The following is a 13,880-nucleotide window of genomic DNA, read 5'->3' on the forward strand; positions in this document are numbered from 1 at the left end:
ACAAAAGAAGGGAAGGGAACAACACGCGGGGTTCGGGTCTGGAGTCTGGGGTCTGGCTAGCAGAAATGGTTGACCAATTCAAGACTATTAGTGCTAGTGAGGCAGTGTTCCCGGGATCTGTGCTTTTGATCCTATCGAAGGACGGGCCCATGATCCGGGACGAAGGACCAAGGACGTCTCCTCACAGCTTATAGCGTCACTTAGCAAGCGCCCAGCGATTCTTATGGAGCCTGTCAGTCCCTATCTTCGTGCTGCCTGCAGGGACGCTTTCAAGAGCAGAACCCGTGCAGAACCATTACGGGATGACCCTAAACAGGTGCGTTTCAGGGCAGGCTCAACATGATGATGACAGTTTTTTCTTGCTTTCCGTCATTCTGACATGCATCTGGTCAGAATCTCGATCTTTGAAACAGTTGCAAGTGACAAGTTGCGAGTTGCAGTGTGCCAGAGCAAAAGCCAATAAAATCTATAAGTCTCTTGAAATGCTCTCTTCTCGGTGGACGGCGGACCGTTGACGGACAACGTTGTCTTCGTCAGCTATCAGCGGTTCTTTCCCCGGCCCATCGCATAGACGGCTGCGCCGATAATCCCTGCGTCATTTCCCGAAAGCGACAGAACTACGTCATCAGGTGTGTACAGGGATGATCCGGAGAGTGATGCAAGTTCTTCTCTCAGGCTCTCCAGGAAGCGGCTACCGAGCTCGCATACTCCGCCTCCAACAACTACTATATCTGGATCAAAACTGAGGAAAACCGAATCAATCATTATCGCAAGATCTGCTGCAACTGTATTGACGGCCATTTCAACCACCGGATTCCCATTCAGATACTGTTCAATGAGTGTTGCTCTTGTCATCTCGTGGCCTGCAGCGGCAGCTGCAAGGCTGTGAATGAGTCGCATAGAGACATACTCCTCGGCACACCCGGCCTTGCCGCAGTTACAAGGCTTTCCGCCGGGATGTAGAACGACGTGTCCGAATTCCCCTGCTTCGCCCCTTTTTCCAGGAAGGGGCTTACCGTTAATGATTACTCCGCCGCCAAGACCGGTGCCCACCGTCAACATGACAAGTGTTTCTTTGTGAGGATAGTTGCAGAACCATTCACCGAGAGCGGCGGCATTTGCATCGTTCAGAACGGCGGTGTGGACGCCCGTCTTCTCCTCAATCAAACTCTTAAGCGGTATCCCCGTCCAGTTCGGAAGGTTTGCCGTTGCAAGGCTGACGCATTCGGTTATCGGGTCGACCCTGCCGGCGGTTCCTATGCCGATTGCATCAAGTTTATTAGAGGTCAGTTCTTCCTGAACTATCTCCATGAGCTGTTCTTTGAGGTCAAGAGATGTCGCGTAGAGCCTTTTTCCGGAAAGAGCGCCACTTGAATCGACTACCCCCGTCTTGATCATCGTACCACCGATGTCTATACCTAATGCAAACATTCAAACACCCCGCTGCCAGACTCAGCCGCTTCAGTCTTCGCGAATTACTTCATGCTCACTTATGATGCTAATCTATAGGAACATCATTTTCCACTATTCAAAGCGAAAGAGATCACTGGTCCTGTTTGTAATAATCCATGCCCAGCACGTAAGTTTTCCCATCGTGAGTTGCAGATGTCACATACGCGCTCTTGAATGTGGCCGGTCCACCGTCAGACAATGGCCAGTAGAAGTCCAGCCAGCCGCCTCCCTGATTCAGGGCGATTTCGAAGATCCTGACTTCATGTACAGCCCGTTCTTACCCTTTAGAGAGATCAGGTTCTTCCCTTCAAAGACCGTCGGGTTTCCTGCGTTGACAAGGTTTGTCTCGCTGTCGTTGTAGACGAAGATGTATTCCTCGCCAATAAAGAACTCACCGTCTCTATCGTAGAAGAGCGGGAAGACACTGGTTCCATTTTCTTCGATCGGCCTGGCCGCCTTCTCGACTATTTCCTGGATTTCGAGCCTCTTCTCTTCTTCGTTCATACCAATCGCAACCGTTAGAGTCAAGAGTACAACAAAAAGAACTGCAAACAGACGCTTCAAAGTCTTACCACCTTGTTTCTTTTGTTACTTCAATAGACTCTTTCTTGAGAACCTATGGTTCCTTCATCATGAACATCTACAGAGAGGATTCAAAATCCGCAACTATTGCATTTGAAGCAGCTTCGGAATTACTACGCTTCAGCAAAGCAAATGGAACGATCTAGTTCCGGGACTTGAACCCCTCTTTCTTCCACTCCTCGAGATAACTTGTGAATCTCTTTGTTATCAACTGAGGTCTGGTGATCACACTGCCCACAGTAACCGAAAAGGCCCCGGCCTCAAGGGCCTTCACAACCTGTTCCGGCTCCCAGTAATTGCCCTCCGCAATCACCGGAATGTCGAACTCTTCGGTCAGCGCTTCTACCAGCCGGATATCAGGCTTTGGTCTCTCGAGTGTCTCATCTGTGTATCCCGAAAGCGTGGTAGCGAGAAAATCGGGCTTGAGACGGGATACTTCCCTCGCATCAGCAACGCCTGATATATCTGCCATTATGAGCCTTTTGGGGAACTCCTCTCTTATTGCGGCAAATATCGAATCGAGGGGTTCCGGTCTCCTTCTAAGGGTGCAGTCTATAGCGACAACGTCGGCTCCTGCTCTCAAAACTGAAAGAGCGTCTTGAGAAGTCGGCGTTATGTAAACCGGGTAACCCTCCATGTTTTGTTTGATCAGGCCGATTACCGGTATGTCGAAGGCGGCCTTTATGTCTTCAATGTCCTGTGTTCCGTTTGCTCTTATCGCAGCTGCCCCTCCCATGATGGCGGCCCTGGCCATCAAAACCATTATTCCCCGGCCGTGGAGAGGCTCGTCCTCAAGAGCCTGACATGAAACGATTATTCTCTTCTCTATCTTCTTAAGAAGTTCTGAACGCAATTCAGCCACCTCTTGTTTTGCCTTTCTGCACACTCATCATTATATACATCATCTTCTTTGGAAGTCTATCATCTGGTTCTCAGCTACGGAATCAGTCATCATCATAAAGTAGACCATACTGTATGCACTTCTACGCTCTTGATCTTAGTCCCTGCTTGGACATCGGGGAGTGGGTTCTTGCGAAAATATGCACTGATCGGTTCCGTATGAACCTCTGTAAGCTGGAAAGAGATGTTCTCCGTTGATCGTCCAAGAGAAAAATCTGTTCTTCGTTCTTGGTGAAGTTCATAATTCAAGAGTCTGAAGATCCTGACCGGTATCATGTCAGAAGTGAGTGAAAAAAGCGGATGACAAAGTGAGTGGATTTATGGGCATGCTTCAACGGCAAGACGCGTTACCAGCTACTCGTTCTCAGTAGCATCAGAAAATTGTGAATGGGTCACAGTCGGTTCTTTCCGCCAAACCCCAGACCCTACACTCAGTACCCACCGGGACAATGCTATTGGAGCTGCTTTCTCTCCTCACTCTTGCTAGTCTCGAATATGGTTTTTCTCGAAGCGGAGCTCTCCCCATCGATCTCTCTAGATCTTCCGCTCGTTCCTTCAGAGGTGCACCCCTTACGCCATTGCGTGGACCTCTCTCAAGGGAGGACTTAAGATCAGGATCATCAGGAGCCATATACAGCACATTTTGTCAGGGGAAAAGGAGTATCATATGACTTCTCATTAACTCCCTGACTTACGGGTAATTTTCAGCTCTCGGCACAACCGAAAGACCCAGTTCAAAGGATCTGTGCCAGGGAAAGAAGAGCCTGTCGATCTCGAATTCTATTCCCAGTGCCTTTCTAACTGGAGGGATATAGGAATCCAGCTCTCTTCTTACGAATTCTTCGGCCCATGGTTCGACAGGGATAACGGTCCACGGCTTTGCCCCTCTCTTTTCAGCCTCAATCAGCAGTTCTTTCCGGATATTTGACTGGAAGGCCCAGTGTTCCAGAAAGAAGATCGCCTGCAGCCTTTTGAGCAGTGATTGATCAAGATTCAGCAGGCCCTTCCTACCAAGAAGTTGAACAATCGAATGGGCACAGACCGTTCCGAGAGTATTTCCGGCCGTATTCCAGGCCGAATAGTTCGTCTCCAGCCAGTTGAGTTTCCGTCTCTTCAGAAGCTCTTCTACAAGATAGTTGTCAGCGCCGTTTGTATACTTCACATCGGCTATTCCTATTATCTTACCATCGGCTTTTTCGATTTCCTGAAAGAACCTGTCGTACGAACTCGAGTCTTCAAATGCGGAGAGCTGTTGAGAACTATCCAGACCGACTTCTGGATTGTTCGCCAGAAGCAGAATCTCTCCTCCCCTCTCGAACACCCTCCCTCCGGCCGCCTCTATGTGATTGCGAATACCTTCACAGAGCGGCGAGCCTTCATAGGGCGGAATGAATTCCTTATAGTCAGGAGAAGAGTAGCGGACCTCAAAGGCAGGGATTTCTCCCAACGATTCACAGAGGACTCTGGCGAGAAGGCTGAGTGTCGCCTCGTCCGCTCCTGCGTGAATTGAGACCTTCGAGTTGATACCGAGAGAGTCGACTTTGGCCCGGTGAATCTCGCTCTCTGCAAGCGATATGCTCTCCTTGCTGTTGTCGTCGAGAACGAGATTCAGGAAGTCAATTATGCCTCTGTCTACCAGTTCTATTACTGAAGAGACCAGCTTGCGGTTTCTTATACGTCTCATCAGATAATCCGTTACGAAGTGAGTCGGGATCTTTTTAAGCTTTTCGATCACCGAGCGGTAAACCCTCTCGCCTCTAAAGCTCCTTGCGAGGAGCCTCGAGAGGTCGTAGACGTCCAGCCCGAAGTACTGCCAGTAGTCCGGTTCCTCCTCGGCCGAATTGTAGAATGGAGTCCTCGTGACTGTTGTCGTCGCGTAGATCTTCACGTCCAGTTTTTTCAGCTCCTCCAGCAGGCCGAGTCTTTCAAAGAGGGTGTCCAGAGTATCCAGGCTCAGTCGCGATGGTATGAGCCCGCCGTGGACGAGCATGTCGACAGAAATGACCAGGTAATCACCCGGCAGGACAGTCTCTTCAAGCCATTTCAACAACCGGCGAATATCTGGGGGCGTTTTCTTTGCCCCCAGATAGGATTTCGGCGGAGTAACTACGTTTATGTTTGCGGCTCGCGCCAGTAGAAGGAAATAGTCTCTCGTGCAGAATCGCTCATCTACAGGGAGAAAGACAATTCTATTTGCGAACATATACTATTCCATTGCCCAGACCGTAGCCTCAGCAAGCATAGTCCATGCGGCACCTCTTGGCCTGATCTCGATCTTCACATATCTCGCAAGTACGGGTTCAGAAGGTGACCAGTGTATCTCGTTTATGAATTCATTCTGTGGCGGGTATGGATTAGTTGCGACTGCGAGGCCGACCGTCTTGAATTCCATCCCATCGTCGCTGACACCTATAAGAAGGCTTTTAGGAAGATTGACAGCCGAGGCGAACGAGCGCATAAAGTGAGCGGAGACCCGTCCGATGGACTTCGGTTCGAGTAGATCGATAATTATCGTCGGGTTGATTGCGGGATTGTCGAAGCCGATCATGTCGGCCCAAGAGTATCTCGCAAAACCGTCGGTAACCTTAACTGAATCGGTATCGGGGTAGGCGTCCGAAGGAAGCGGAATCAGCATGTACGGTTTGCCGACAGATACGGTAGCCGCGTAAGTCAGATCCAACAATCCCCCGACCACAGCATCCAGTTCTTCGGGGAGCGCTCCGTCACCAACGACAACCTCGGCGATCATTGTCCAGGCATCTCCGCCGGGAACGATCTCGATCTTTACGTATCTTCCGTAGCCAACGAATTCCTCGCTAGCCCAGTAGAGCGTGGCGATTGTGTCGTTGGCAACCGGCGCCTCGGCGTAGGTTATCCCCATGCCCAGATCCTCATACAGTTCCCCGTCTTCGGAGATCGACACTATGAAATACTCCGGCATATTGACGGCCGACGGAGCGGAGTACATAACCTTTAGAGCAACGTAAGATACCTCTTCGTAAATGTCCCCGAGATCGACAACTATCGTTGGATTTGCAGCGGGATTCTCCCACCCGACCATATCGCCCCAGCTGAAGTTGAAGCTTCCATCGGTCAGTTTGCTTCCGGGGTCGGCGTAATTTGGATTCGGCCCGGGACTGAGCGTATATGTCTTTCCGGCCGCAACGTTGAACTCACCTGCAAGTACGAGAGACGCCACCAGTAATGCTAGTAGAACTACTATTCCCTTTTTCAACATTCCAGATCCCTCCTTATTTAAGGTACTCTATGATTTGATGCCTCCAACCTGTATCCCTTGAATAAACGTCTTTTGAGCAAGGAAGAAGAGAACGATTATGGGTAGAGTCATTAACACAGAACCGCCCATGAGTTGCGGCCAGGCAGTGGTTCGAGATGTCGACAGCTGCTGAAGACCAATCGAGAGTGTGTACATTCGATCGTCGTTCAGATAGATGAGAGGATTCAGAAAATCCGTCCATGTCCAAATAAAAATGAACAGCGCAGAAGTCGCCAGAGCCGGTTTTGACAGGGGAAGATACACCTTAAGAAAGATCCTCCACTCGTTAGCACCGTCAAGTTTGGCCGCGTCAGAATACTCCCTCGGAACGGTATCGAAAAACTGCTTCAGAAGGAATATCGAAAAGGCGCCTCCAAAAAAAGTAGGCACTATTAGTGGCAAGAAGGTGCCGACCCAGCCTAGTCTGTTGAAGAGAACGAACTGGGGTATCATCGTGACCTGCGGCGGAATCATGAGCGTGACCAGCAGAATCCTGAAGAGGATCTTCTTCCCGGGTATCCTGAAGTATGAGAAGCCAAAGGCCACAATCGAGGACGAAAGCATGAAGCCAAGCAAAGTCATTCCTGTGACAAATACCGTGTTGAGGGTGTATCTCAAGAAGGGGAGCTCCGTGAGCAGCTCGGCATAGTTTGACCACAGAACCTCGGAAGGCCACCAGACAGGCGGAAAGGCGAAAACATCGTCATAGGACTTCAGAGATGTCGAAAACATCCAGAAGAAAGGGATAATGAAAAATACGGCGCCTGCAATAAGCAAGAGATATATCCAGACTTTGTTCAGAGTCTTTTTCTTCATGGCTTATCTACTCCCCCGAAGTACCCGTACTTTCCAAAGAACTTGAACACGAAGAATATCGCGACCGAAGTCATTACGAGGAGGATCCAGGCCATCGCGCTCGCGTAACCCATCTTATAGAACTGAAAGCCGTTTTTATAGATCGACAGAGCATAGACAAGCGTCGAGTTCTCCGGTCCGCCAGCCGTCATTATGAAAACGCTCGTGAACGACTGGAAGGAGTTTATTATACCCATGACCACATTGAAGAGTATCACGGGACTGAGCATTGGAAGCGTAATCTTCGTGAATGCCGCTATTCTACCAGCGCCATCCAGTTCGGCCGCTTCGTAAAGCTCCGAAGGGATATTCTGAAGGCCTGCGAGGTAGATTACCATCGCTCCGCCCACGCCCCAAATGCTCGTGAGAATCAAGGCCGGTTTCGACCATAGCGGATCGGTCAGCCAACCCGGAGTGGGGAGTCCGATCCTCTCAAGAAGCAGGTTGACCGGCCCGAACTGGGGATTGAGAAACCACTTCCACAGAAGGGCCGTCGCGACTGCGGGAACTATGCTCGGCAGAAAGTACAGAGTTCTGAATATCGCAAGGAATCTGACCTTGGTGTTCAATAGAAGAGCTACCAGTATACTCAGAATCTGCGCCAACGGGATGCCAATTATTGCGAGATACAGAGTGTTATATATGGACTTCCAGAAGAGCGAGTCCCTGAATAGCTGAACGTAGTTGTCAAGTCCTGCCCAGCGCGGCGATGACAGACCGCTGTAATACGTGAAGCTGAAATACAGTGAAGCGATTATCGGGTATGCGGTAAAAACCGCCAGCCCGATCAGCCATGGAGATAGAAAGAGCAGCCCCATACGGGCCTCTCTAGCCCTTGACTTTGCCGCTTTTCTCATACTTTACCTGTACCTCTCCAGTTCCCTTATGACTGCTTGCTGAACATCGTTCAATGCCTGTTCGGCAGTCTTCGCTCCACTCTGAACGTACTGCAGCGCCTGATTCAGCTCCTCCATGTAGTACAGTCCGATCGGAAGCGTGGGGAAGAAATATACGTAACCGTCGGTCAGCATATCGATATATATCTCCATGTTAGGCAGCATCTTCGACTGGAAGAGAGGATCGTCGATCGCTTCAACCCGGGGAGGTATGTTCGACAATTCAGCTGCAAATCTTGCGGCCTGACTGGAATCGGTCAACCAATTCAGAAACTTAAAGGATTCGTCGGGATGCTTCGACCCTTTTGGGATAGCCCAGAAGGAGCCGTTCAGATAGGCGACCTTCTCTCTGCCGCCCTCAGGAGCAGGGAAGGGAGAGACTCCGTACTCGAAATCGCTCTTAGCAAACTGCTTTATGAAAAGCAGCTCCCACTGCCCGGCCTCCTGGATCGCCAGCTGTCCCCGGTAGAAGGGATTGTAAGGGCTTGCCATCTCTCCCCAGGTTGCCTGGAAGACCCTGATCTTCTGTAGATCGAACTTCTTGTAGTACGAGGCCACCCACTCGAGCGCCGCGACGTTGCCGGGATGGTCGGCCGTTATCTCCTCTGTTTCGGGATTCCAAAGCTGGCCCCCGAACACGTAGAAATAGATGTGACTTATGTTTGGCAGAAAGCCAAGCCTCCGGATATTCCCTCTCGTATCCTGTCTGAAAAGCAGTTCGGCATACTCGTCCAGCTCTTTGATATTCTCCGGCGGTCTGTCCGGATCAACGCCAACTTCTTCGAAAAGAGCCTTATTCCACATGAAGGCGTAGGCATTGAGCGTTGTCGGAAGGCCGTACTTCGTTCCCCTGTACGCTCCGTAAGACCAGACTCCGGGAAGGTAGTCCGACTCGTCGATACCTGCGGAGTCGAGATAGTCGTTAAGAGGAATAAGCGCGCCACTCTCGCCTAGCGGTACTACCATCCAGTCCCAGATGGTCACTACGTCAGGCGTTGAAGAACCCGCAAGAGCGGTGTTTATTTTCTCACCCTGACCTATCGGAACAAATACCGGCCTAACAACTATTTCATTCTGGCTCGCGTTGAATTCATCTACGAGAGCGAGGAGGGCCTTTCCTTCATCTCCTCCCCAGGCATACCAGAAGGCCAGCTCCGTCTTGGCGAGAGCAAATATTGAAAGAACCAGCAAAACGGCAACAACAACTATCTTCTTCATGATCAATCCCCCAATCCTATGTATTCTTTGTAGGCCTCATAAAGCTCTTCGGCTTTCCCTCCAAGCCTTGGAGTCATGTAGTGCGGGAAATCGAATATGATCACCTTCTCAGTGAAAGGAGACTGCATCTTAAGTTGATCTATCACCCTATCGATGTCGGCAGGAACGGCCTGCCAGCTACCCGCATCTACCGGCCAGCCGTGAATCTGATTGAAGACCTCGACGTTGACCCAGAACTCCACTCCGTGCTTGTCCATGACGGGTTTGAGAGCCTCTATTACACCCGCAGACTCGGCCACAGTCGTTCTTCTCGTTCCGACACCGTCCTGCATCGCTATGATGTCCACCTTCGCTTCGCTAAGCACATAGTCCCACCATTCGGCATACGCTTCGCCATTCGGGTTGATTCCGAAGTATGGAGAGATCATCACCGGCTTTCTGGTGAGAAACTTCGCATAGGTCGCCATTGATTTCAGATAGGTTCTGATTCCGTCTTTCCTGCTCTGCGTGAGGAAATTCCTGTCGTCTATCTCCTCAGGAAGATACCAACCGGCCAGTGATTTATGGGAACCGTAAAGACCGAACAGCTCAGTCAAGATCCTTTGATTGTTGTTGGCCTGTTCTTTCGGATCGAACACTCCGGACCAGTAAGAAGGGTTCAAGGAAAGGCCGAGGAAGACTTTCATATCCAGAGCGTCGGCCGCTTTAAGGAGTTCGCCGAGTGTATCACTGACGGTTGCCTGCTTGTTTTCTTCCCATGTAACCTTCCCGGCAGCCATGAAGCCTTTGCCATCGTTTGAAATCGCCACTTCGAATCCCTTCTCAGGGATCTGAACACCGGATATTTCAGACCTCATGAACTTGACTGCCACAGAATCTATAGGGAGTATCTCTCCGAGATCGATCACTATCTCTATGGGCTTTTTTGGATACTGCCAGCCAACCATCGCTCCCCAGGCATAGTCGGCCACTCCGTCAGTCAGTTTTCCATCGGAAGGATAATTAGGACTAGCCTGCGGATCGACCGAATATGGTTTTCCGAGAGACATTACTTCTGCGCCCTTTTTGACTGTGATTTCGGGAATCATAGTCCATTCGGCACTTGAAGGTTCAATAACGATTCTCACGTACCTCGTCCTTGAAGAACCGCTCCAGACCAACTCGGCAATACTTTCGTCGGGAGAGATCTCGTCCGTCTTCATATACCTGGAGGGGTAATAAAACCTCTCCCCGTAAGCGCTGTACTGAATTATCACTGTGTCCATTCCGATCTCTTTCATAAGCGTGAGCTCATCATGCCACTGCTCTTCACCAAACTGGGAGAGCTGCCCGTCCAGCTGTATGAAAGCGCCCGTGATGTTTTTGACTTCGCCGGTGCCTGCAATAGCAGAAAGACTCAAAACCACCGATATAAATAAGATAGCAATCAGTTTCATATATTCAACCTCCTCTGAATTCTCATCACGTAATCAAACTACCAGAAACGATCGATTTCTCCAAAGTCAAGCAGGAGTCTATAGAAGCGTTCAGAAACGTCTACAAACAAAGGCATACAGGAAACCTTGAATAATTAGTAGAACTCCTGGAACAGGAACAAGGATGATCGATCTGCATTCTTCTGACAAGATTACCATTGATGAAACTCTGTGCCGTGTACCGGTTAAATCCAAATAGGAATTGTGAGCATATAGCTCTGCAAGAAACGGTCGATGTCGACTGCTCTATCTCAGTAATGGTGTTTACTACTTTTGGTGCCCACATTTTGCGGTCTACACTCTTGAGAGCGGATACCAATTGAAGCTACTTCCATTACAATCAATTAGTAGATGTCGGGGCTGGCTTTCGTACTGCTCTTGCACAACATCACGCTTGAGTCTGGCGATAATATGTCCGGTACCGCTATTACATTTATCAATGGTTATCCAGTTGACTCGGATTACACATGGCTTTCTGCTAGAGAGTAATGACAGGTTCAGTCCTGAGGACCGGCACTTTTTAATTCAGGTCGGGCCAAACGCCTACGGATTATAGATATTTCGGCAAAATGTATTATCACTAATTTGGTTTCTCGCGGATGATCTGATCCGATCAGCCAGGACCTGCTGATAACGGGATACCAATCACTGAAAGAATTGAAGGGGGTAACTATGCCGAGGCTAACACCTATAACATTATTAAAGCGCTGTGTAAGTTCCACTCTGGTTGTCCGCACAAAAACGAGCGTTCAGAATCTACCTTCTCTCATTGGAAAGTGCTATGGAGAGATTGCCGCCTATTTGGGCGAGATGGGGGAATCTCCCGCAGATATCCCATTTGTTGCTTATCACGATATGCAGAATCTCGACGTTGAGATAGGTTCCCCAGTTTCATCCGATCTGCCCGGAAAAGGTGACATCATTCAGAGCTGCATCCCCGAGGGGTTAAGCGTCTTTTCTGTCTACATGGGTCCATACAGCCAGATGGAGACGGTGTACAGCGAAATGGCCGAGTGGATTAGCAAGAATGGGTTCATTCCAACGGGGACAGTATACGAACACTATTACGACGGCCCTGATTTCCCCGAGAGCCAGTATCTGAAAAAAATAGTAATGCCCGTCAAGAAACCCGAATAGGCCTGGCATCTAGGAACCACTGAGCGCTGTAAAGAGCCAAGGCCCAGAGAAGAAGCGTCTGGGGACGCAAGGTTGGCTTCGCCAGGTCGTAATGCCCGGAGAAGCATCACTTCTGCATCTTGCAACTGATCTTTTGCTCTTACCGACCCCCTACCCGCTACCCCCTACCACGGCTCTATTTCAACAAAACCGTCTTCATGCTGAATGAATCCAGTATCGCGATAGTGACATCAAACTCCTCGTTGCCGAATTCGCTTTCAACAAATGGAGACTGCAGCGTGATCTCAAGCAGCTGAGTGTCGGCAGGTTTTTCGGCGGGCAGAAAGTCTACGGAATTTTGAACCACGAGTCTCAACGGGTCTTGGTTGCCAAAGAAGTAATCGATGAACGCCTTTCGCTCTTCCTCGGTAATACCATAAGTGTAGGTCGCAATCTGTCCTGCCGAGGTGTCTACAGGAACCCAACCGTAATTCGGCAGGTAGAACTCAGCCCAAAAATGAGAACCCAGCTGTCCGGAGAAAACCTGAAAGCCTCCCGGCGCCCTTGCAGGTATTCCGATGGATCTGCAGAGGGCTGAAAAGATCATCGACTGAGTACCGCAATCACCGTAACCGTGTTCGAAAGAGTAGAGGCTTTCCGGAATTCCGGCCGCCTCTATTGCAACGTGGGCCATAAAAGTGTATTTGATGTTTTCAACAACGTAGTAATATATCTTCTTTGCCTGGAGATAGGGATTTGTCTCATCACCTACGACGCTTCTGGCAAGCTCCTCGAACCTTTCATCGTAATAAATGCTTCCTTCAGACTTCGTGTATTCTCTGTAAAGCGAGCTTTCCTTGTCGTATTCGCCCACCTGATCGGGATCTATATCGAACTGCTGCTGATAGTGTGTGAAAGTAAATTGCACGGTTATGTCCAGATCTTCAACGAGATTTGAAAGATCGAATTCGAAAAGGACATAAGCTATATCACCGGAAGTTCTGGGAAGGCCGACCACCGCTTCCTTCGGGGTCACCTCAAGTACAGAGATATTCTCTTGAGCCGCCGTCTGCAGAGGAAGAGGGAACCAGATTCTCAGCGAACCTTTATCCGGCAGGAGGGATCTTTCGGTATTCACTCTGTATTCCACGAGGTAGTCCTTCGGGTTGAAATACGGGCTGTGAGCTGGCTTGAAGGAGGCGAAAGGCGTATTCTTTGGTCCGTACTCTTCTAGAAGGTACCTGACCAGCAAGACGTTGCCCGCTGACCACTCTGGCTCTCGCTCGACAAGTTCGGGATCGCGGGTAAAGAGGTTATGCTCCAAGTCTGTGTAATACATCTCTACACCGTCAATGATAGTTCTCTGTATGTCTCTTTCAACGATGAACTCTCTCACTTCTTCATCGCTCTTGAGCTCCGGATAATGTTTCACAATGATCTCTTTAGCCTCTTCGAATGTCAGCGAGAATTCCAGGGTGCTTTTCACTTCGTTCTGTCTTCTCAAATACTCGTCGGACCGTTGAAAGAAATTGCCAAAAGCAACCGTAGAAATAAGAACGATTACAAGAACCAGTTTCAATTTCATGGCTTACCCCCCTCTTTTCTGTTGCCTGATTGGACACAACAAAGCAAGTATATAATGATTGACTTTAGAAATTTAAACACTAATTGTAGTCTTATGATGTATTTTCGTCTTGTGATCTCAAGGGATGACCTTCGCAGTTTTCCCAGAAGTACGTATTTCAAGCGCTCAATATCCAGTGGAGCAGTGAAGCTAATCGGCGATAATTGGTACTGGCAAGCCCAAGAAACAGTCTACTCACCCTATCTCAGACTTAGAGGTTGAGAAACAAGACGTGTTCCAATGAAGAAGACTTCAGAAAACTGTCTATAATCCCATCAATAGGCCTTCTCAAAGCCAAGTAGTGGCAACATTCCGACTTTCATTTATTTTTTTCACTATATTGGCTCATTTCAGAGCTTCAACTGACAAACCGTTAAGCCATTTTATATGCCCAATGTAAGGCTATAGCTTGATCTTACTGCTGTAAAAGTTCTGATGCTATCTAGACGGTGATGCCTGTACTCTTATCAAAGCAAACTAGATGT

11 protein-coding genes are annotated in these 13,880 nt (G+C 49.3%); 1 reads left to right on the plus strand and 10 read right to left on the minus strand.

The window, feature by feature from the left end; genetic code table 11:
- Positions 1 to 540: 540 nt before the first annotated feature.
- The 9 genes from B3K91_RS02600 to B3K91_RS02640 all read right to left on the minus strand — a co-directional run bounded on the left by B3K91_RS02600 (position 541) and on the right by B3K91_RS02640 (position 10,616).
- A complete protein-coding gene (locus tag B3K91_RS02600; RefSeq protein ID WP_214061304.1) occupies positions 541 to 1,431 on the minus strand; it encodes an ROK family protein in 891 nt (296 codons plus the stop codon).
- 255 nt (positions 1,432 to 1,686) lie between these two features.
- Positions 1,687 to 2,016, minus strand: coding sequence for a cache domain-containing protein (locus B3K91_RS02605; RefSeq protein ID WP_292592174.1), 330 nt, complete (start codon positions 2,014 to 2,016; stop codon positions 1,687 to 1,689).
- Between the two features lie 160 nt (positions 2,017 to 2,176).
- Positions 2,177 to 2,887, minus strand: a complete 711-nt coding sequence (locus tag B3K91_RS02610; RefSeq protein WP_292592175.1) for an N-acetylmannosamine-6-phosphate 2-epimerase — start codon at positions 2,885 to 2,887, stop codon at positions 2,177 to 2,179.
- 738 nt (positions 2,888 to 3,625) lie between these two features.
- On the minus strand, positions 3,626 to 5,137 hold the full coding sequence (locus tag B3K91_RS02615) for a DUF4127 family protein (protein WP_292592176.1): 1,512 nt from the start codon (positions 5,135 to 5,137) through the stop codon (positions 3,626 to 3,628).
- 3 nt (positions 5,138 to 5,140) lie between these two features.
- A complete protein-coding gene (locus tag B3K91_RS02620) occupies positions 5,141 to 6,172 on the minus strand; it encodes a discoidin domain-containing protein (RefSeq protein ID WP_292593941.1) in 1,032 nt (343 codons plus the stop codon).
- A gap of 27 nt (positions 6,173 to 6,199) precedes the next feature.
- Positions 6,200 to 7,027 (minus strand): carbohydrate ABC transporter permease, encoded by an 828-nt coding sequence (locus tag B3K91_RS02625; protein ID WP_214061271.1) that lies wholly within the window; start codon positions 7,025 to 7,027, stop codon positions 6,200 to 6,202.
- On the minus strand, positions 7,024 to 7,923 hold the full coding sequence (locus B3K91_RS02630; protein ID WP_214061272.1) for a carbohydrate ABC transporter permease: 900 nt from the start codon (positions 7,921 to 7,923) through the stop codon (positions 7,024 to 7,026). Before B3K91_RS02630 ends, B3K91_RS02625 begins: the two co-directional genes overlap by 4 nt.
- Before the next feature lie 3 nt (positions 7,924 to 7,926).
- Positions 7,927 to 9,180, minus strand: coding sequence for an ABC transporter substrate-binding protein (locus tag B3K91_RS02635; protein ID WP_214061273.1), 1,254 nt, complete (start codon positions 9,178 to 9,180; stop codon positions 7,927 to 7,929).
- A gap of 2 nt (positions 9,181 to 9,182) precedes the next feature.
- The gene (locus tag B3K91_RS02640) at positions 9,183 to 10,616 is read right to left on the minus strand and encodes a DUF4434 domain-containing protein (protein ID WP_292592177.1); all 1,434 of its coding nucleotides are present in this window, start codon (positions 10,614 to 10,616) and stop codon (positions 9,183 to 9,185) included.
- A 711-nt stretch (positions 10,617 to 11,327) separates the two neighbouring features.
- Here B3K91_RS02640 and B3K91_RS02645 point away from each other — a divergent pair.
- Positions 11,328 to 11,792 (plus strand): GyrI-like domain-containing protein, encoded by a 465-nt coding sequence (locus B3K91_RS02645; RefSeq protein ID WP_214061275.1) that lies wholly within the window; start codon positions 11,328 to 11,330, stop codon positions 11,790 to 11,792.
- Positions 11,793 to 11,967: 175 nt separating this feature from the next.
- On the opposite strand, the gene B3K91_RS02650 is transcribed toward B3K91_RS02645, so the two are convergent.
- Positions 11,968 to 13,356, minus strand: a complete 1,389-nt coding sequence (locus B3K91_RS02650) for a transglutaminase-like domain-containing protein (RefSeq protein ID WP_214061276.1) — start codon at positions 13,354 to 13,356, stop codon at positions 11,968 to 11,970.
- Positions 13,357 to 13,880: the final 524 nt, after the last annotated feature.

This window comes from Mesotoga sp. UBA5847 (assembly GCF_002432735.1).
Taxonomy (GTDB): domain Bacteria; phylum Thermotogota; class Thermotogae; order Petrotogales; family Kosmotogaceae; genus Mesotoga.